Origin of the sequence: Pseudomonas sp. FeS53a, from assembly GCF_000931385.1 — a bacterium.
In the GTDB taxonomy this organism is placed as follows: Bacteria; Pseudomonadota; Gammaproteobacteria; order Pseudomonadales; family Pseudomonadaceae; genus Metapseudomonas; species Metapseudomonas otitidis.
This window is the reverse complement of record NZ_JYFT01000040.1, coordinates 22,730-40,970: the sequence shown is the minus strand read 5'-3', so window position 1 is coordinate 40,970 and position 18,241 is coordinate 22,730. Positions and strand designations below refer to the sequence as shown.

Sequence of the window (18,241 nt, the reverse complement as noted above, 5' to 3'; positions counted from 1 at the left end):
CGGGCTCAATTCCTTAAGAAGATTCAGGTCAGCAGCACGGCGCCGAGCACCAGCACGGCACCACCCACCAGGGAGACCGCGTACCAGCGCAGCTGGCCGGTCTGGCTGCTGCTCAGCATGCCGTTGCCGCCACGAACGAGGCGCGGGATCAGGCCGATGCCGGAGTCGATCGGGTCGTTGCCCAGCAGGCGGGTGGCCAGCAGGTAGGGCTTGACGAACAGCTTGTCGTAGAGCCAGTCGAAGCCCCAGGCGGCGTACCACCAGGCCCCGAGGAAGCGGCCCGGTGCACTCTGGGCGACGGCGCTGACGAAGCGACGCTTGCCGAGGAAGAGCAGGGCGGCCAGCAGGATGCCCGCCAGGGCGATGGCGCCCGAGGCGATTTCCAGGCTGTGCTTGGCTTCGCCACCGGCATGGCCGACGCTCTGCGGCAGCACGCCGGCCAGCGGCGGGGTGATCAGCGCACCGATGAAGGTGGACAACACGATCAGCACCGACAGCGGCAGCCAGTGGGCCACACCGTGGCCGGCATGGGCCTCGGTCTTCGCTTCGCCGTGGAAGGCGATGAAGATCAGGCGGAAGGTGTAGATCGAGGTCAGGAAGGCACCGGCCAGGCCTGCGTAGAGCAGCCACTGGTGACCGCTGGCGAAGGCTTCCCAGAGGATCTCGTCCTTGGAGTAGAAGCCCGCGGTGACCAGGGGCAGTGCCGCCAGGGCCGCGCCGCCGACGATGAAGCTGGCGTAGGCGAGGGGGAGCTTCTTCCACAGGCCGCCCATCTTGAAGATGTTCTGCTCGTGGTGGCAGGCGTTGATCACCGCACCGGAGGCAAGGAACAGCAGGGCCTTGAAGAAGGCGTGGGTCATCAGGTGGAAGATCGCCGCGTCCCATGCCCCCACGCCCAGGGCGAGGAACATGTAGCCGATCTGGCTCATGGTGGAGTAGGCGAGGATGCGCTTGATGTCGGTCTGCACCAGCGCGGCGAAGCCGGCCAGCACCAGGGTGACGCCACCGACGATGCCCACCAGTTCGAGGATCTCAGGGGTGAGCAGGAACAGGCCGTGGGTCCGGGCGATCAGGTAGACGCCCGCGGTGACCATGGTGGCCGCGTGGATCAGTGCGGAAACCGGGGTCGGGCCGGCCATGGCGTCGGCCAGCCAGGTCTGCAGCGGCAGCTGGGCGGATTTGCCCACTGCGCCACCCAGCAGCATCAGGGTGGCGAACCACAGCCAGCTGTCACCGGCCACGTACTTCTCGGGTGCCAGCTTCATCAGCTCCTGGATGTTCAGGGTGCCGAGGTGCATGAACAGGATGAACAGGCCGATGGCCATGAACACGTCGCCGATGCGGGTGACGATGAAGGCCTTGAGCGCGGCGTTACCGTTGTTCGGGTTGCTGTAGTAGAAGCCGATCAGCAGGTAGGAGCAGAGGCCCACGCCTTCCCAGCCGAAGTACAGGAACAGCAGGTTATCGCCCAGCACCAGGAACAGCATGCTGGTGATGAACAGGTTGGTGTACGAGAAGAAGCGCGAGTAGCCCTCTTCACCGCGCATGTACCAGGAGGCGAACAGGTGGATCAGGAAGCCGACGCCGGTGACCACGCCGAGCATGGTGACCGAGAGGCCGTCCAGGTAGAGCGTGAAGCTGGGCGCGAAGTTGTTCACGCTCATCCACTGCCAGAGCACCTGGGTGTAGACACCGCCTTCCGGCGGCGACACGTGGAACTGCCAGATGACCCAGGCCGCCGTGAGGGCAGAGAGGCCGACGGAGCCGACGCCGATCACGGCGGAGGCGTTTTCGGAGAGACGCCCGCGAGAGAACGACAGGACGAACCAGCCGAGCAGCGGGAACAGGAAGGTCAGGAATAGAAGGTTCATCCGCGCATCTCGCTGGCAGCGTCGATATCGAGGGTGTGGAAGCGGCGATACAGCTGCAGCAGGATCGCCAGGCCGATGCTGGCCTCGGCGGCTGCGAGGGTGATCACCAGAATGAACATGATCTGGCCGTCGGCCTGGGCCCAGCGGGCACCGGCGACCACGAAGGCCAGGGCGGCCGAGTTCATCATGACTTCCAGGCTCATCAGGACGAAGAGGATGTTACGGCGCACCATCAGGCCGGCGAGCCCGAGGGCGAAGAGGATGCCGGCGACGGCGAGCCCGTGTTCCAGTGGGATTGCACTCATGGCATTACTCCTTCGCTTCGTGGCGGCCGAGGTGGTAGGCCGCGACCAGTGCCGCCAGCAGCAGCATGGAGGCGAGCTCCACGGCCAGCAGGTAGGGGCCGAACAGGCTGATGCCGACGGCTTTCGCGTCCACGGTGGTGTGGCCGATGGCAGCGCCGCTCTGCTGGCTGAACAGCACGTACAGCAGCTCGGCGAGCAGGGCGAAGGAGAGGGCGGCAGGGCTGACCCAGATCCCGGGCGTGAGCCACTTGCGTTCCTGCTCCACCACGGCCGGGCCGAGGTTGAGCATCATCACCACGAAGACGAACAGCACCATGATGGCGCCCGCGTAGACGATGATCTCCAGGGCGCCGGCGAAGGGCGCACCCAGGGCGAAGAAGCACATCGACACCGACAGCAGCGAGACGATGAGGTAGAGCAGGGCATGCACCGGATTGGTGTTGGTGATCACCCGCAGGGTGGACACCACGGCGACGCCGGCAGCGAAATAGAAAGCGAATTCCACGCAACGTCTCCTTAGGGCAGCAGGCTCTTCACGTTGATCGGCTCGGCCTCGTTCTGCGCGGCACCTTTCGGTTTGCCGGCAATGGCCATGCCCGCCACGCGATAGAAGTTGTAGTCCGGATTCTTGCCGGGGCCGGAGATCAGCAGGTCTTCCTTCTCGTAGACCAGGTCCTGGCGCTTGTACTCGCCCATCTCGAAATCCGGCGTCAGCTGGATCGCGGTGGTGGGACAGGCTTCTTCGCACAGGCCGCAGAAGATGCAGCGGGAGAAGTTGATGCGGAAGAACTCGGGGTACCAGCGGCCGTCTTCGGTCTCGGCCTTCTGCAGCGAGATGCAGCCGACCGGGCAGGCCACGGCGCACAGGTTGCAGGCCACGCAGCGCTCTTCGCCGTCGGGGTCGCGGGTCAGCACGATGCGGCCACGGTAGCGTGGCGGCAGGTACACGGGTTCTTCGGGGTATTGCAGGGTGTCACGCTTGCGAAAGCCGTGGGAGAACACCATCACCAGGCTGCGAAGCTGGGTGAAGGTGCCGGCTACCACGTCATAGATGTACTTGATCATGGGCTTCTCCTTACTGGGCCGCGAGCACGACGGCGCCGGTCACCAGCAGGTTGATCAGGGTCAGCGGGAGGCAGAACTTCCAGCTGAAGGCCATCACCTGGTCATAGCGCGGACGCGGGATCGACGCGCGGAGCAGGATGAACAGCATGATGAAGAAGGCGGTCTTCAGGGCGAACCAGATGAACGGGATCTGCGGCAGGATGCCGAACGGACCGTGCCAGCCGCCGAAGAACAGGGTCACCAGCAGCGCGGACACCAGCACGATGCCGATGTACTCGCCGACGAAGAACATGCCCCATTTCATGCCGGCGTACTCGATGTGGTAGCCGTCGGCCAGTTCCTGTTCCGCTTCCGGCTGGTCGAAGGGGTGACGGTGGGTCACGGCGACGCCGGCGATGAAGAAGGTACAGAAGCCGAAGAACTGCGGAATGATGAACCACAGGTGCTGGGCCTGGTATTCGACGATGTCGCGCAGGTTGAACGAGCCGACCTGGGCGACGATGCCCATCAGCGACAGCGCCAGGAACACCTCGTAGGAGACGGTCTGGGCCGAGGCGCGCAGGCTGCCGAGCAGGGCGAACTTGTTGTTGCTCGACCAGCCGGCGAAGAGCACCGCGTAGACGGTGATCCCAGCCATGGCGAAGAAGAACAGGATGCCGATGTTCAGGTCGGCGACGCCCCAGGTGGGAGTGATCGGCACCACGGCGAAGGCGATGAGCAGGGCGCTCATGGCGATCACCGGAGCGAGGGTGAAGATCATCTTGTCGGCGAACGGCGGGGTCCAGTCTTCCTTGAAGAACATCTTCAGCATGTCGGCGGCGATCTGGAACATGCCGAACGGGCCGACGCGGTTGGGACCGTAGCGGTCCTGCCACCAGCCCAGCAGGCGCCGCTCGATGAAGCTGAGCAGGGCGCCGCAGATGACCACGGCAAGCAGGATCACCACGGCCTTGACCACCGCGATGACGATGTCGATCAGCTCGGGAGTGAGCCAGCTCATTGCGCGGCCTCCTGCAGCAGGGTGACGGTGGCACCAGCCAGCGCGGCCGGCATGCCCGGCAGACCGGCGGGCAGGCCCACCAGGCCGACGGCCAGCTCTTCGCGTACTTGCAGCGGCAGGCGCAGGGCCTGGCCGTTGACCCGTACGGTCAGTTGCGCGCCATCGTTCACGCCGAGGCGGTCCGCCTCATCCTTGGCCAGGGCCACGTAGGCCTCGGGAATGCGTGCCTGGATCGGCGCGGCGCGGGAGGAGTTCTCCTCGCTGCCGAACAGGTGATGCAGCGGGACGACCTGCCAGGTGCCTTGCGCCGGGTTGAACGGCGCGGCGACGGCGAACCAGGGCAGGACATTGCCCTTGGCTTCGATCAGGCGTACGCCCGGATCACCGGCACGTAGGTGGCCGCCCACTTCGTCCTGGAACTTGTTCCAGGCCTGGGGCGAGTTCCAGCCTGGGGACCAGGCGAACGGGATCTGCTGGCGGGGCTCGGCACTGCCGGCGTAGCCTTCCATGGAGAAGGCGAACGGGGAGTCCTGGTCCTGCGGTTGGCGGGGCTCGTGCACGCTGATGTTGGCGCGCATGGCGGTGCGGCCGCTGTAGCGGTGCGGTTCGCGTGCGAGCTTGAGGCCCTTGATGCGGAACGAGGCGCTCGGGGCGGCATCGCGGATGCCGGCGAGCAGCGGGGAGGTCTCGGCGCAGGCGCTGGTGACCTGGTCCAGCTGGGTCCAGTCGACCGGCTTGCCTTGCAGGGTGCTGTGCAGGGCGTGCAGCCAGCGCCAGCCCTCGCGAACGAGGATGTTGGCGTCGTAGTAGCTCGGCTCGAACACCTGGAAGAAGCGCTGGGCACGACCTTCCTGGCTGACCAGGGTGCCGTCGCCTTCGGCGAAGGAGGCGGCCGGCAGCACGAGGTGGGCGCGCTCGGTGGTGGCGGTCTGCTGGTGATCGGCGACGATCACGGCCTTGGCCGCGGCCAGGGCAGCGTCCACCTTGGCGGTGTCGGCACGGCGGTAGAGGTCGTTCTCGAGGATGACGACCGCGTCGGCCTGGCCGGAGGTGAGGGCTTCCAGGGCGGCGTCCACGGATTTCCCACCGAGCTCTTCACCCAGGAGCAGGGCCAGGCCCATGCTGTTGGCTTCCGGTACCACCAGGCTGATGGAGCCATTCTTCTCGCGGTTCTTCAGGGCGCTGGCGATGTTCGCGGCGGCTTCGATGAGGGCTTTTTCGCCCAGGGAAGCACCGGAGACGATCAGCGGGCGCTTGGCGGCCAGCAGGGCATCGGCAATGCGCTGGACCAGCTCGCGGGCCTCGGCCTCCAGCCCGTCCACGGCGGGTGCGTTCGGGTCGATGGCGTGGGCCACGGCGAAGCCGATACGGGCCAGGTCAGCCGGGGCGGCATGCACGCTTTCGGTGGCGACGTCGTCGAGGCGGGTCTCGGTGACACTGGCGATGAACAGCGGGTTCAGGGCGTGCTGGGCGACGTTCTGCACGGCTGCCATATGCCAGTCCTGGATCTTCATCGAGGCTGCGATCTCGGTGGCCTTGCCCTTCACTGCCTGGCGCAGGGCGAGTGCCACGCGTGCAGCGGTCTGGGTGAGGTCTTCGCCGAGGACGAAGACGGCGTCGTGGTCTTCGATCTCGCGCAGGGTCGGCACCGGCAGCGGGCCGTTCTGCAGCACGTCGCGGATCAGGCGGATGTTGGCCAGCTCACCGGCGGCGATGCCGGAGTAGTAGTTGGCCTCGCCCACCAGCTCACGCAGGGCGAAGTTGCTTTCCAGGCTGGCGCGGGGTGAACCGATGCCGATGACGCGCTTGCCCTTGAGCAGTTCGGCAGCCTTGTCCAGCGCTGCGTCGATGCTCAGCGGAGCACCTGCCAGCAGCGGCTGGCGGGGACGGTCTTCGCGGTTGACGTAGCCGTAGCCGAAGCGGCCTCGGTCGCAGAGGAAGTAGTGGTTCACCGAGCCGTTGAAGCGGTTCTCGATGCGGCGGATCTCGCCGTAGCGCTCACCGGGGCTGATGTTGCAGCCGCTGGAGCAGCCGTGGCAGATGCTCGGGGCGAACTGCATGTCCCACTTGCGGTTGTAGCGCTCGGAGTGGGTCTTGTCGGTGAACACGCCCGTGGGGCAGACCTCGACGAGGTTGCCGGAGAATTCGCTCTCCAGCGTGCCGTTCTCGACGCGGCCGAAGTAGACGTTGTCGTGGGCGCCGTAGACGCCCAGGTCGGTGCCACCGGCGTAGTCCTTGTAGTAGCGCACGCAGCGGTAGCAGGCGATGCAGCGGTTCATCTCGTGGGCGATGAACGGGCCGAGTTCCTGGTTCTGGTGGGTGCGCTTGGTGAAGCGGTAGCGACGGGCGTTGTGGCCGGTCATCACCGTCATGTCCTGCAGGTGGCAGTGACCGCCTTCCTCGCACACGGGGCAGTCGTGCGGGTGGTTGGTCATCAGCCATTCGACGACGCTGGCGCGGAACTGCTTCGCCTCTTCGTCTTCGATGGAGATCCAGGTGTTGTCAGTGGCAGGGGTCATGCAGGACATGACGAGGCGACCGCGTTTGTCGTTCTCGTCGGTGTACTGCTTGACCGCGCACTGGCGGCAGGCGCCGACGCTACCGAGCGCCGGGTGCCAGCAGAAGTAGGGGATGTCGAGTCCGAGTGACAGACAGGCCTGCAGGAGGTTGTCTGCACCATCGACTTCGAGCGTCTTGCCGTCTACGTGGATAGTGGCCATGGTTCAGTCTTCATCTGCCCGTTACCGGGCTTGGCTAATGGAATCTGGTTGCGATCGGGGCCGCTTGTGGCGGCCGCCAACCGTCGGAACTGGCTCTTATGCGCCGACCACTTCGGGTCGGTTCGCCGGTGCGTTGCGGGCAATGCCTGCCTCGAACTCCGGTCGGAAATACTTCAGTGCGCTACCCAGTGGCTCGACGGCACCCGGTGCGTGGGCGCAGAAGGTCTTGCCTGGGCCGAGGAAGTTCACCAGGCCCTCGAGGGTCTCGAGGTCGCCGGCCTGTCCTTCGCCACGTTCGAGGGCGCGCAGGACCTTGACGCTCCAGGGCAGGCCATCCCGGCAGGGGGTGCACCAGCCGCAGGACTCGCGGGCGAAGAACTCTTCCATGTTGCGCAGCAGCGAGACCATGTTGATGCTGTCGTCCACGGCGAGTGCCAGGCCGGTGCCCATGCGGGTGCCGACCTTGGCGATGCCGGCGGCGTACATGGAGGCATCCAGGTGCTCGGGCAGCAGGAAACCGGTGCCGGCACCGCCGGGCTGCCAGGCTTTCAGCTTGAAGCCGTCGCGCATGCCGCCAGCGTAGTCCTCGAACAGCTCGCGGGCGCTGACGCCGAAGGGCAGCTCCCAGAGGCCGGGGTTCTTCACCTTGCCGGAGAAGCCCATGAGCTTGGTGCCCATGTCTTCGCTGCCCGGACGGGCGAGGGATTTGTACCAGTCCACGCCGTTGGCAACGATCGCCGGGACGTTGCACAGGGTCTCGACGTTGTTGACGCAGGTGGGCTTGCCCCAGACGCCGACGGCGGCGGGGAAGGGCGGCTTGGCGCGCGGGTTGGCGCGGCGCCCTTCGAGGGAGTTGATCAGCGCGGTTTCTTCACCGCAGATGTAGCGGCCGGCGCCCGTGTGGACGAACAGCTCGAAGTCGAAGCCCGACCCGAGGATGTTCTTGCCCAGCAGGCCGGCGGCCTTGGCTTCGTCGATGGCGCGGTTGAGGTTGCGCGCCGCGTCGACGTACTCGCCACGCAGGAAGATGTAGCCACGGTAGGCCTTGAGCGCGCGGGCGCTGATCAGCATGCCTTCCACCAGCAGGTGGGGCAGTTGCTCCATCAGCAGGCGGTCCTTCCAGGTGTTGGGCTCCATTTCATCCGCGTTGCACAGCAGGTAGCGGATGTTCATGGATTCGTCGGCAGGCATCAGGCCCCACTTCACGCCGGTGGGGAAGCCTGCGCCACCACGGCCCTTGAGGCCGGAGTCCTTGACCTGCTGGACGATGTCGGCCTGGGCCATCTCGCCCAGTGCCTTGCGCGCGGCGGCATAGCCGTTCTTCTGCTGGTATTCCTCCAGCCAGACGGGCTGGGCGTCGTCACGCAGGCGCCAGGTCAGCGGGTGGGTTTCCGCGCTGCGCTGGATGCGGTTCGACGGACCGATGGAGGTGAGGGTCTTCATTGATAGGCCTCCAGCAGTTGCGAGACGCCGTCGGCGCTGACGTTGCCGTAGGTGTCGTCATCGATCATCAGGGCCGGTGCCTTGTCGCAGTTGCCGAGGCAGCACACCGGCAGCAGGGTGAAGCGGTTGTCGGCGGTGGTCTGGCCAAGGCCGATGCCGAGCTGTTCCTGGATACGGCCCAGCACGGATTCATGGCCACCGATGAAGCAGGTCATGCTGTCGCACACACGGATCACGTGGCGGCCGACCGGCTGGCGGAAGATCTGGCTGTAGAAGGTGGCAACGCCTTCGACGTCGCTGGCAGGGATGCCGAGGATCTCGCCGATGGCGTCGGCAGCGCCGTCCGGCACCCAGCCGCGCTCCTTCTGGACGATCTTGAGGGCTTCGATGGACGCCGCGCGCGGGTCCTCGTAGTGGTGCATCTCGTGCTCGATGGCCGAGCGTTCGGTTTCGCTGAGGACGAAACGGTCGGTCTGGATAATGCTCATGTCAGCGGTCCACGTCAGCCATAACGAAGTCGATACTGCCCAGGTAGGCGATCAGGTCGGCCACCATGCTGCCGCGGATCACCGAGGGGATCTGCTGCAGGTGGGCGAAGCTGGGCGTCCGGATCCGGGTGCGGTAGCTCATGGTGCTGCCATCGCTCGTCAGGTAGTAGCTGTTGATGCCCTTGGTCGCCTCGATCATCTGGAAGGCTTCGTTGGCCGGCATGACCGGACCCCAGGAAACCTGCAGGAAGTGGGTGATCAGGGTTTCGATGTGCTGCAGCGTGCGCTCTTTCGGCGGCGGCGTGGTCAGCGGGTGGTCGGCCTTGTACGGGCCTTCCGGCATGTTCTTCAGGCACTGGTCGATGATGCGGATGCTCTGGCGCATCTCTTCCACGCGGACCATGCAGCGGTCGTAGGCGTCGCCGTTGTGGGCCAGCGGGACTTCGAATTCGAAGTTCTCGTAGCCGGAGTAGGGGCGGGCCTTGCGCAGGTCGAAGTCACAACCGGTGGCGCGCAGGCCGGCACCGGTGGTGCCCCATTCCAGGGCTTCCTTGGTGTTGTACTGCGCAACGCCGATGGTCCGGCCTTTGAGGATGCTGTTCTGCAGTGCGGCCTTGGTGTACTCGTCCAGGCGCTTGGGCAGCCAATCGACGAATTCCTTGACCAGCTTGTCCCAGCCGCGCGGCAGGTCATGGGCGACACCGCCGATGCGGTACCAGGCCGGATGCAGGCGGAAGCCGGTGATGGCTTCGATCACCTTGTAGGCACGTTGGCGGTCGGTGAAGGTGAAGAACACCGGGGTCATGGCGCCCACGTCCTGGATGTAGGTGCCCAGGAACAGCAGGTGGCTGGTGATGCGGAAGAACTCCGCCAGCATGATGCGAATGGTGTCGACTTTCTGCGGTACCTGAATGCCGGCGAGCTTCTCGACGGCCAGTACGTACGGCAGGTTGTTCATCACCCCGCCGAGGTAGTCGATGCGGTCGGTGTAGGGGATGAAGCTGTGCCAGGACTGGCGCTCGGCCATCTTCTCGGCGCCACGGTGGTGGTAACCGATGTCCGGGACGCAGTCGACGATCTCTTCACCGTCCAGCTGCAGCACGATGCGGAAGGCACCGTGGGCGGAGGGGTGGTTGGGGCCGAGGTTGAGGAACATGTAGTCCTCGTTCTCGCCCTGGCGCTTCATGCCCCAGTCCTCGGGGTTGAAGCGGGCGGCTTCTTCCTCGAGCTGCTGCTTGGCCAGCGTGAGGCTGAAGGGGTCGAATTCGGTGGCGCGCGCCGGGTAGTCCTTGCGCAGCGGGTGACCCTGCCAGGTCGGCGGCATCATGATGCGGGTCAGGTGCGGGTGCCCGGTGAAGGTGATGCCGTAGAGGTCCCAGACCTCGCGTTCGTACCAGTTGGCGTTGGGCCAGATCCGGGTGACGCTGGGCAGGTTGAGGTCGCCCTCGGACAAGGCGACCTTGATCATCACGTCACTATTACGTTCCAGCGAGATCAGGTGGTAGAACACCGTGAAGTCGGCGCCCGGCAGGCCGCGGCGCTGGGTGCGCAGACGCTCGTCGACGCCATGCAGGTCGTACAGCATGACGAAGGGGCGGGGGGCGTTGCGCAGGAAGGTCAGTACTTCGACGAGTTTTTCGCGGGGGACCCAGATCACCGGCATGCCGGTGCGGGTTGCCTGGATGGTGAAGCTCTCGGCGCCGAAGCGGGAGTTCAGCTCAACGACGACATCTTGGTCGTCAGCCTTGTAAGGCGGAATAGACAGAACGGTGTCTGCAGTCATGGTCTCGGTCGCTTTCGGTCAACGTACAGAGTGAAACGGGCTTTCTCGTGGAAAGACCCGTATCAGACTTCGTCGGGGCTGCGCAGGTTGGTGACCTGAATACGCTGTTCGCGGCGCTGTTCCTTCTGCGACGGCATTTCGGCACGGTAGATGCCTTGGTCGCCGACGACCCAGGAAAGCGGGCGGCGCTCCTGGCCGATGGATTCCTGCAGCAGCATGAGGCCTTGCAGGAATGCCTCCGGGCGGGGAGGGCAGCCAGGGATGTACACGTCCACGGGGAGGAATTTGTCCACACCCTGGACCACCGAGTAGATGTCGTACATGCCACCGGAATTGGCGCACGAGCCCATCGAGATCACCCACTTGGGCTCCAGCATCTGCTCATAGAGGCGCTGGATGATCGGCGCCATCTTGATGAAGCAGGTGCCGGCGATGACCATGAAGTCAGCCTGGCGGGGTGATGCACGAATGACTTCGGCACCGAAGCGGGCGATGTCGTGGGGCGCGGTGAAGGCGGTGGTCATCTCCACGTAGCAGCACGACAGACCGAAGTTGTACGGCCACAGGGAGTTCTTGCGACCCCAGTTGACCGCGTTGCTCAGAACATCCTCGAGCTTGCCCATGAAGATGTTCTTGTGGACCTGATCTTCTAGCAGAGGGTCAGTGACGACCTCCCGCTCGCCGATCGGGTACTGCTCGTTGGGAGCAGTCGGATCGATCCGAGTAAGTTTGTATTGCATTGCCAAAGCCTCATTGTTTTAGCTTCGCCTGCCGATTACGACGACCTTCGGGGGCCCAGTCGAGGGCTCCGATGCGCCAGAGATAGGCAAGACCTGCCAACAGAATTGCTATGAAAATGGTGGCCTCGATGAGCCCGGCCCATCCGCTTTCGCGAACAGATACGGCCCATGCGAAGAGAAAGAGGGCTTCGACGTCGAAGATCACGAAGAGCATCGCGACCAGATAGAACTTGGCGGAGAGGCGGAGGCGGGCGCTGCCGGTGGGGAGCATCCCGGATTCGAAGGGGTCGTTCTTGGCGCGGCCGAAGGCGCGGCTACCGAGGAGGGCTGAGACGCCGAGCATGAATGCGATCAGGCCGAAGACGCCCAGCAGGAAAACAGCGAAACCCCAGTTATGGGACAGGATGGCAGTGGCTTCCGACATGCCCGAACTCCTTCTACAAGGAACGGCGTTCACTCGTGTTATTAGGGTTATGCCGGAGCAGAAGCACCCGGCAATCTATTCGAACAATTTTATGCCCGTAAGGGGGAACAAGTAAATTTTTCAGGTCGAAAAATTAACTCCGAGGGCAGTAAAAGGACCTTGTACTGCTATGAAAGCCAGATGGGCCGCGGGTTTCAGTTTTTTGTTAGGCCTTGGTCGGATTGCGTCGCTATGCCGCAGCGGCAAGTTAGATGGCCTGTAGTTGATATTCATTCTCGTTTGACTGGAGAATATTTAATCACTACCTAATTAATCCTACAGAGGCGACTAAAAGTTACCGGTGCATTAGCGCCAACTACTACAAAGGTAGCGGTTTCTATCCCGAATAATTCTGGCAGCGGCTTATTGAGGCACTCTGAATGCTGTACTAGCGTACCAGCTGCGCTTTTTCAGAGCGTTTCCCCTGTTTCCCGGCGGTACTCAGGGGGTCAATCGGACCCCCATGTCCTCGGCCTTTCCGGGCTTGGTGGTCTCATCAAAACATCAAGAAAAGAGGGAACTGCCCATGAGGCTCGCTACGCGCCTGCGCTGCAGCATCATCTTGTTGTCCTGCCTGTTGCCAACCTTCCAAGCCCACGCTGAACTCGGTGACTACGGTGCCTGGAAGACACTTCTCAACCTGACCTCTCCGCCCAAGGCTGATAACCCCGTGCGGGCCGAGCAGCGCGTTGGCCCCTACCCGATGCTGGCCAACCCGGCCGGTTTCAGGTCCGGCTTCACGCCGACGGCCTACTTCGCCTGGCAGACCGTCCAGCTTGCACCGGAGACCGGGGCGGTATGCGGTGACGGCTCACCCTACAAGTTCTTCGTCAACCGGATGCCGAACACCAGCAACACCCTGATCTACATGGAAGGCGGCGGCGCCTGCTGGGACTACGCCAGCTGTTCCGGCCAGGCCGGCATCCGCGGCGCGCGCAACCCCAATGGCATTCCGGATGACTACATGAAGCTGGCGAACCCCCAAGCCAGCCTGGTCAGCCCCTTCGTCGTGCGCCTCCACCCGTACTCCCGGGTGAAGACCCAAGGCTGGAACATCGTCTACATCCCCTATTGCACCGGTGACCTCTATGCCGGCGACAAGGTAGCGGTCTATGACGATCCGAGTGGGAAGAAGCCTCCCCTGGTCTGGCACCACAACGGCTTGCGCAACGGCCGGGCAGTGCTCGGCTGGCTGAAGGACAACCTGGAGCGCCCCGGCCAGATGCTGTCCACCGGCTGCAGTGCCGGCGGTGCGGGCAGCCTGATCAGTCACTCGGTGCTTCGCCAGGACCTCGCGCCTGATCGCGGCTTCCTGATCGACGACTCCGGGCCGGTCTTCAGTGCTGCCGTGGGCGGCGACAGCCAGACCTACCCCTCGCTGCCACTGCAGAACCTCATCCGCAGCGCCTGGGGGCTTGACCAGGGGCCGCTGCAGTTCCTGCAGTCGCGCCTGCCGGGCGTGAGTCTCTCCAACCTGGGCAGCCTCTACCCGGCCCTGGCAGCCAACTTCCCAGGGGACCGCCTGGGTCATACGCACTTCTGGCAGGACCTGAACTACTCGTCCTATTCCTATGAGCGGTTCTACCCAGAAATCGCCAATGCTGCGGACAAGGCCACCAAGGAGGCGCTGATCAAGGCCAAGTGGCAGGTGGACACCGCGCGCCTGCGCGACACCCTGGCCAACCTGCCGAACTTCGGGGGCTACTTCCCGCAGTACCGGGCCCTTAACGAGAGCCACTGCACCACCATCGTCGACTTCGCCAACGGCGATATCCAGGAGCAGGGTCTGGAACTCAGCCACTTCATCGACAACGTGCTCAATGGCCAAGGTCCGGTGCTGGACGCCTCCGAGCTCAGCGATTCGGCGGACCGAGCCAAGCCCAACAACCTGATCTACGACGCCATCAACAAACTGCTCTGAACCCGCCGGGGCGCCTTGCGCGCCCCGGTCACCTCACCGATAGGCCTGCTCCCGGGCTTCCTGCAGTCGCTGGCGCAGGTACTCGTTGCGGGACAGGCCATCCGGTATCGCCTCCAACGCCATCACTTCCTCGACGATGCGTTTCTCATCCTGCTTGTAGCGTTTGAACTGCGGTGAAGGCTGCTGCGCCAGGGCCTTTTCTCGGGCCTCGCTGGCTGCCTGGTAGCGGCTGAGCAGGGCGTTTGCGCGGCTCTTCTGCTCCTCCGGATCGCTCTCTGTCGCCTGGATCAGCGCGATCTGCAGCATCAGCGACTCGCTCGCTGCCAGATCGCCTCGTGCCTCGCGCTCTTCAAGCCCCTTGCGCAACCGCTCGGCTTCCGCCTCCCGTTCCGCCTCCGACAACTGGGAGGCCTTGTCGAAGAAGCCCCGGTACTCGCTGTCGAACGCCAGGCGTTTGGAGTAGGCATCCACCAGTGCCGGGTCCACGGCTGGCTTGGTCTCTGTCTCTGCTTTTGGTGGTTGCTCGCCAGACTGTTCGGAGCGGGCTGTTGCGGGGGCGCTGGCGGTTGGTGCCGCTGCAACGGGAGCAACTGCCTCGGTATCCGCTTGCAGGCGCCAATAGAGGGTGGCGCTGGCCGTCGTAATGGCGAGCGCGATGGCGCTCAGCAGCAGTGTCTTGTTGGGCATCGTGCCTCCTGCATGGTGTGAAATGCCGGGAAGCTTAGTCGACGCGATCCTTCCTACGCGGCACCCAGGCCCAGACCATCTGGCAGCGGATCGGCTCGGCACCGCTCTCGTCGGTCACGCGCACCTCCACGGTCACCTCGCCCTTTTCCTCGTCTTCGATCTGGCGCAATTGCTCGGGTGAAAGCCGCGCCTCGGCCCTGAGGCCGCCACTCGCCCGCCGCAGGTAATCCACGTGCAGGGTACGGATCAGCGGAATGCGGGTGTCCGGCACGCTCATGCCCACCAGGATGCCCGTCGCCGACTCCGCCAGCAGCGCCATGGCAGCGGCGTGCACCCCGCCGATGTGGTTCTGCACGCGCTTGCGATTGGCCAGGCTCATCACCGCCCGGTCGCGGCCCAGGTGGTGGACGCGGATGCGCCCGGTGCCGGCGAACTTCACCTGGCTGCCGATCAGCAGGCTCAGCAAGGGTGTGTGCAGTGCAGCAGGGAGGCGGGTGATCAGCCAGGTGGCTTTGGCGAGGCGGTTGGTCGGCATGGCGAGGCTCGTGGTGAGTGAGCCGCCAGTCTCCCAGTGTCAAAAGGGACCGGCCATTGCTGGCCGGTCGGAGTGCCCTGGCAGTTCGGCCAGTGGCGGAGGGGTCAGAGGATGCGCCGACGGTCTTCCCGGGTGATCACCACCGTCGCCGAGCGCGGCCGGCGGCCCGGGCCGTCCGGCCAGGTGCTGGTCAGGTTGGTCGGGGTCGAGCCCTCGCCCGGGTGCTGGATGTTGACGAACAGCGTGCGGAAGTCCGGCGTCGCCGTGATCCCGGTGATCTCCGCGCCCAGCGGTCCCACCAGGAAGCGCTTCATCTCCCCGGTGCGCGGGTCCGCCACCAGCATCTGGTTGTTGCCGAACGGGCCGGATGCCAGCTGGCTGCCGCTCATGTCGGTCTGGATCCACAGGCGGCCGTCCTCGTCGAACCACAACCCGTCCGGGCTGGCGAGGATGGTGCCGGCGTCCAGCGGCTGGCCGTTCGGGCCACGGCTGTCGCTCTGCGGGCCGGCCAGCAGGAACAGGTTCCAGTTGAAGCGTGCGCCTGCGTAGTCACGGCTCTGCTCGCGCCAGCGGATGATGTGGCCGTAGGCATTGTTCGGGCGCGGGTTGGGTGCGTCCGGCGTGGTGCGCGCGGTGTTGTTGGTCAGGGTGAAGTACACCTCGCCGTTGTCCGGGTTCACCGCGCCCCATTCCGGGCGGTCCATCTTGGTCGCACCCACGGTGTCGGCAGCCAGGCGGGTGTTCACCAGCACATCGCCCTGGTCGGCGAAGGTCACGCCGGCCTTCTGGCAGGCCTGCTGGAAGGCCGGGTCGTTGATGTCCAGGGCCAGCCACTGGCCGCTGCCATCGGCGTTGAAGCGCGCCACGTAGAGCGTGCCGTCGTCCAGCAGGCGATGGTTGCGCTTGCCCGGGCGGAAGGTGTCGCGGCTGACGTACTTGTAGATGTACTCGTTCTGCGAATCGTCGCCGGAGTAGCAGACCACCCGGCGCCCTGGCTTCACCGGCGCGAAGATCAGGCCCTCGTGGGCAAAACGGCCCAGGGCCGTGCGTTTGACCGGAGTGGAAGTGGGGTCGAACGGGTCGATCTCCACGATCCAACCGAACTGGTTCGGCTCGTTGCGGTAGTCGCCCTTGGCATCGGCGGCCTTGCGGGTCGCGTCGAAGCGCTCGAATTCATCGCCCGCCAGCGTTTCCCAGCCGAAGCGGCTGGTGTTGCGCAGGCCATAGCGCTTCAGTTCGCGGGGCAGGTCGGCGTCGCGGGTGGCGAAGTAGCCGGCCCAGTTCTCCTCGCAGGTCAGGTAGGTGCCCCAGGGGGTGAAACCATTGGAGCAGTTGTTCTGGGTACCGCGCGACTGGGTGCCGTCCGGGCTGTAGCGGGTCTGCATCAGCGCGTGGCCGCGTGCCGGGCCGCTGATGCGCATCGGCGTCGCCGCGGTGATGCGGCGGTTGCGCGGGCTGGGCACTACATTCCACTCGCCGCGCACGTCACGGCGGATCTCCACCACCGACACGCCATGGGCGTTGATCTCCTTGCGGACCTCCTCGGCGCTGGTGCGCTTGCCGTTCACCACGGTCGGGCCGTTCGGGTGCAGCAGCGGCGCGTCGATGTACTCGTGGTTCAGCACCAGCAGGCCGTGGTCCGAGCGCGCGCCGATGCCGTGGCGGGCATCGATGGGGAAGAAGTGCATGCCGTCGTGGTGCATGCCGGTCTGCTCGGCCTGGTCCTGGGCGCTGTTGCTGGCGTCATCGGCGAAGGCCGGGTAGCGGCCGGTGATGGGCGTACCCCACGGAATGAACGCAGTGGCCTTGTAGCCCGGCGGCACCGTCACGGTGTCGGCGCGGCCGGTGGGAATGCCCTCGAAGCCCAGGCGCTTGCGCGGGCGGAAGGGGAAGCCCAGGCCGCGTGCCTCGGCCTCGATCTCGGTGGCCTGGGCCTGGCCGGGCAGGCTCACGCCAAGGAAGGCAAGGGCGCCCAGGGTGGCGCCACCGGCCAGCACCTCACGGCGCTTCAGGCCGGCAATCAGGTCATTGATGTGCAGGTTGTCCGAGCCGTTGCTGGGCAGCTCGTCGCCGTTGCCGAACAGCACGGCGGTGTCGTTGTTTTCGTGGTTCAAGGCATGTCTCCATACGGGCGAATCGACGGAGACCTGACGCTAAAGCCCAAAAGCGACCGGAAAATGACAGCGCCATCCAGCAGCGTGAGCCGGTACGCAGAATCGTCAGCGCGGACCGATGGCGAAGATCAGCGCACCCCCCTGCAGTTGGCGGATCACCCGGTCACGGTCGGCGCTGGCCAGCACCAGGCAGCCGTTGCTGCGGCCCGCCACACCGTGGGCCTCGATGAAGTCGTGCTCCATGTAGTCCCGCGCATGCACCACGATGGCCCGCGCCATCGCATTGCGGTTGCTGCGGCTCAGCCCCTCCAGGCGCATGGAGAGGCCGTGGCCCGGGGCCTCGCTCTGGAACACCTCGGCCGTGCGGAACACCCCGAGTGAAGACGCCAGGCTGCCTGGACGATCGGAAAAACGCTCCGCGTAGCCATCGTGATCCGCGTCCGAGCCGCGCCCGTGGGCCACGCAAAACCGCCCCAGCAGCGCGTGGCTGCGCCGCTCGAACAGCAGGAAGCGTGGCTCGCTGGAGCGCTGGCCGTAATCCACGACGGCGAAATGCGGGTGGTGATCGCGGCGAAGCCGCTCTAGGATTCCAGGCAGTTCGCGCGCCGGCACCCACTGGCGCAAGTCGTCGGCCAGGGCGGCAACAGGCGAGAGCAACAGCAGGAAGAGGGCGAGGGATCGGCGCATGGGGGCGGTCTCGTTGGAGCAGCCGCCACTAAACCCCGGAGTCACGGAGGACGCAAGATGAGGGACAGGTATCGACGCGGCCAGCCAGGGATCGAAGGCCGCATCCAGGCGACCCGCAAGGGGTCGCCGGTGGGGCACGGAGCGTCAGCGCTTGCCCATGGAGCGGCGCGAGCCGCGCGGCGGCATGCCGGGGCGCTGGCCACGGTCGTGGCCTTTCAGGGTCTGGTACCAGGGCAGGTTCTGCTTCGGCTTTTTCTCGGTCGCCTCGGTGCTGGTCTCGGGGGCGGCCGGGGCGTCGGTGTCTTGAAGGGTGTCGTTCATACAAGGTCCATGGCGCCTTGGCGCCGGTCACTGGAAAGTCTGGCCGATCAGGCCGGGCGCCATCATATCGCAAGTCGCTGGAAGCGCCCTCATCCTCG

General features: G+C 65.4%; 17 protein-coding genes. 1 reads left to right on the top strand and 16 read right to left on the bottom strand.

The features are described from left to right. Window positions 1-23: 23 nt before the first annotated feature. The 11 genes from nuoL to SZ55_RS11785 all read right to left on the bottom strand — a co-directional run bounded on the left by nuoL (window position 24) and on the right by SZ55_RS11785 (window position 11,839). The gene (gene nuoL / locus SZ55_RS11835) at window positions 24-1,871 is read right to left on the bottom strand and encodes an NADH-quinone oxidoreductase subunit L (protein WP_044405827.1); all 1,848 of its coding nucleotides are present in this window, start codon (window positions 1,869-1,871) and stop codon (window positions 24-26) included. Then, complete coding sequence (gene nuoK / locus SZ55_RS11830; RefSeq protein ID WP_044405825.1) at window positions 1,868-2,176, bottom strand: NADH-quinone oxidoreductase subunit NuoK; 309 nt, start codon at window positions 2,174-2,176, stop codon at window positions 1,868-1,870. The genes nuoL and nuoK overlap by 4 nt, the downstream gene beginning before the upstream one ends. Before the next feature lie 4 nt (window positions 2,177-2,180). Further along, window positions 2,181-2,681, bottom strand: coding sequence for an NADH-quinone oxidoreductase subunit J (gene nuoJ, locus SZ55_RS11825; RefSeq protein ID WP_044405824.1), 501 nt, complete (start codon window positions 2,679-2,681; stop codon window positions 2,181-2,183). Window positions 2,682-2,692: 11 nt separating this feature from the next. Beyond that, on the bottom strand, window positions 2,693-3,241 hold the full coding sequence (nuoI, locus tag SZ55_RS11820; protein ID WP_044405822.1) for an NADH-quinone oxidoreductase subunit NuoI: 549 nt from the start codon (window positions 3,239-3,241) through the stop codon (window positions 2,693-2,695). 10 nt (window positions 3,242-3,251) lie between these two features. Then, on the bottom strand, window positions 3,252-4,241 hold the full coding sequence (gene nuoH / locus SZ55_RS11815; protein WP_044405820.1) for an NADH-quinone oxidoreductase subunit NuoH: 990 nt from the start codon (window positions 4,239-4,241) through the stop codon (window positions 3,252-3,254). Next, window positions 4,238-6,961 carry an NADH-quinone oxidoreductase subunit NuoG gene (gene nuoG / locus SZ55_RS11810; protein WP_044405818.1) on the bottom strand — a complete coding sequence of 908 codons (2,724 nt, stop codon included), beginning with the start codon at window positions 6,959-6,961 and terminating at the stop codon, window positions 4,238-4,240. The genes nuoH and nuoG overlap by 4 nt, the downstream gene beginning before the upstream one ends. Window positions 6,962-7,057: 96 nt before the next feature. Then, on the bottom strand, window positions 7,058-8,404 hold the full coding sequence (nuoF, locus tag SZ55_RS11805; protein ID WP_044405816.1) for an NADH-quinone oxidoreductase subunit NuoF: 1,347 nt from the start codon (window positions 8,402-8,404) through the stop codon (window positions 7,058-7,060). Next, on the bottom strand, window positions 8,401-8,892 hold the full coding sequence (gene nuoE / locus SZ55_RS11800) for an NADH-quinone oxidoreductase subunit NuoE (RefSeq protein WP_044405814.1): 492 nt from the start codon (window positions 8,890-8,892) through the stop codon (window positions 8,401-8,403). Before nuoE ends, nuoF begins: the two co-directional genes overlap by 4 nt. Window position 8,893: 1 nt before the next feature. Beyond that, window positions 8,894-10,675 carry an NADH-quinone oxidoreductase subunit C/D gene (nuoC, locus tag SZ55_RS11795; protein WP_044405812.1) on the bottom strand — a complete coding sequence of 594 codons (1,782 nt, stop codon included), beginning with the start codon at window positions 10,673-10,675 and terminating at the stop codon, window positions 8,894-8,896. 62 nt (window positions 10,676-10,737) lie between these two features. After that, complete coding sequence (locus tag SZ55_RS11790; protein WP_044405811.1) at window positions 10,738-11,415, bottom strand: NuoB/complex I 20 kDa subunit family protein; 678 nt, start codon at window positions 11,413-11,415, stop codon at window positions 10,738-10,740. 10 nt (window positions 11,416-11,425) lie between these two features. After that, window positions 11,426-11,839, bottom strand: coding sequence for an NADH-quinone oxidoreductase subunit A (locus SZ55_RS11785; RefSeq protein WP_044405810.1), 414 nt, complete (start codon window positions 11,837-11,839; stop codon window positions 11,426-11,428). A 565-nt stretch (window positions 11,840-12,404) separates the two neighbouring features. On the opposite strand from SZ55_RS11785, the gene SZ55_RS11780 reads away from it, so the two are divergent. Beyond that, a complete protein-coding gene (locus SZ55_RS11780) occupies window positions 12,405-13,799 on the top strand; it encodes a pectin acetylesterase-family hydrolase (RefSeq protein WP_044405809.1) in 1,395 nt (464 codons plus the stop codon). Window positions 13,800-13,832: 33 nt separating this feature from the next. Here SZ55_RS11780 and SZ55_RS11775 read toward each other — a convergent pair whose 3' ends face one another. The 5 genes from SZ55_RS11775 to SZ55_RS28450 all read right to left on the bottom strand — a co-directional run bounded on the left by SZ55_RS11775 (window position 13,833) and on the right by SZ55_RS28450 (window position 18,143). Next, window positions 13,833-14,486 (bottom strand): hypothetical protein, encoded by a 654-nt coding sequence (locus tag SZ55_RS11775; protein WP_044405808.1) that lies wholly within the window; start codon window positions 14,484-14,486, stop codon window positions 13,833-13,835. A gap of 34 nt (window positions 14,487-14,520) precedes the next feature. Continuing rightward, entirely contained in the window at window positions 14,521-15,021 is a 501-nt protein-coding gene (locus SZ55_RS11770) for a DUF4442 domain-containing protein (RefSeq protein WP_044405807.1), read from the bottom strand. Window positions 15,022-15,125: 104 nt separating this feature from the next. After that, window positions 15,126-17,135, bottom strand: a complete 2,010-nt coding sequence (locus SZ55_RS11765; protein WP_044405806.1) for a PhoX family protein — start codon at window positions 17,133-17,135, stop codon at window positions 15,126-15,128. 105 nt (window positions 17,136-17,240) lie between these two features. Further along, window positions 17,241-17,822 (bottom strand): murein L,D-transpeptidase catalytic domain-containing protein, encoded by a 582-nt coding sequence (locus tag SZ55_RS11760; RefSeq protein ID WP_044405805.1) that lies wholly within the window; start codon window positions 17,820-17,822, stop codon window positions 17,241-17,243. Between the two features lie 144 nt (window positions 17,823-17,966). Then, on the bottom strand, window positions 17,967-18,143 hold the full coding sequence (locus SZ55_RS28450) for a hypothetical protein (protein WP_164707328.1): 177 nt from the start codon (window positions 18,141-18,143) through the stop codon (window positions 17,967-17,969). Window positions 18,144-18,241 lie beyond the last annotated feature (98 nt).

Coding starts and splice junctions, on each gene's coding strand:
- nuoL (WP_044405827.1), bottom strand. CDS start 1,871: ATGAACCTTCTATTCCTGACCTTCCTGTTCCCGCTGCTCGGCTGGTTC.
- nuoK (WP_044405825.1), bottom strand. CDS start 2,176: ATGAGTGCAATCCCACTGGAACACGGGCTCGCCGTCGCCGGCATCCTC.
- nuoI (WP_044405822.1), bottom strand. CDS start 3,241: ATGATCAAGTACATCTATGACGTGGTAGCCGGCACCTTCACCCAGCTT.
- nuoH (WP_044405820.1), bottom strand. CDS start 4,241: ATGAGCTGGCTCACTCCCGAGCTGATCGACATCGTCATCGCGGTGGTC.
- nuoG (WP_044405818.1), bottom strand. CDS start 6,961: ATGGCCACTATCCACGTAGACGGCAAGACGCTCGAAGTCGATGGTGCA.
- nuoF (WP_044405816.1), bottom strand. CDS start 8,404: ATGAAGACCCTCACCTCCATCGGTCCGTCGAACCGCATCCAGCGCAGC.
- nuoE (WP_044405814.1), bottom strand. CDS start 8,892: ATGAGCATTATCCAGACCGACCGTTTCGTCCTCAGCGAAACCGAACGC.
- nuoC (WP_044405812.1), bottom strand. CDS start 10,675: ATGACTGCAGACACCGTTCTGTCTATTCCGCCTTACAAGGCTGACGAC.
- SZ55_RS11790 (WP_044405811.1), bottom strand. CDS start 11,415: ATGCAATACAAACTTACTCGGATCGATCCGACTGCTCCCAACGAGCAG.
- SZ55_RS11785 (WP_044405810.1), bottom strand. CDS start 11,839: ATGTCGGAAGCCACTGCCATCCTGTCCCATAACTGGGGTTTCGCTGTT.
- SZ55_RS11780 (WP_044405809.1), top strand. CDS start 12,405: ATGAGGCTCGCTACGCGCCTGCGCTGCAGCATCATCTTGTTGTCCTGC.
- SZ55_RS11775 (WP_044405808.1), bottom strand. CDS start 14,486: ATGCCCAACAAGACACTGCTGCTGAGCGCCATCGCGCTCGCCATTACG.
- SZ55_RS11770 (WP_044405807.1), bottom strand. CDS start 15,021: ATGCCGACCAACCGCCTCGCCAAAGCCACCTGGCTGATCACCCGCCTC.
- SZ55_RS11760 (WP_044405805.1), bottom strand. CDS start 17,822: ATGCGCCGATCCCTCGCCCTCTTCCTGCTGTTGCTCTCGCCTGTTGCC.
- SZ55_RS28450 (WP_164707328.1), bottom strand. CDS start 18,143: ATGAACGACACCCTTCAAGACACCGACGCCCCGGCCGCCCCCGAGACC.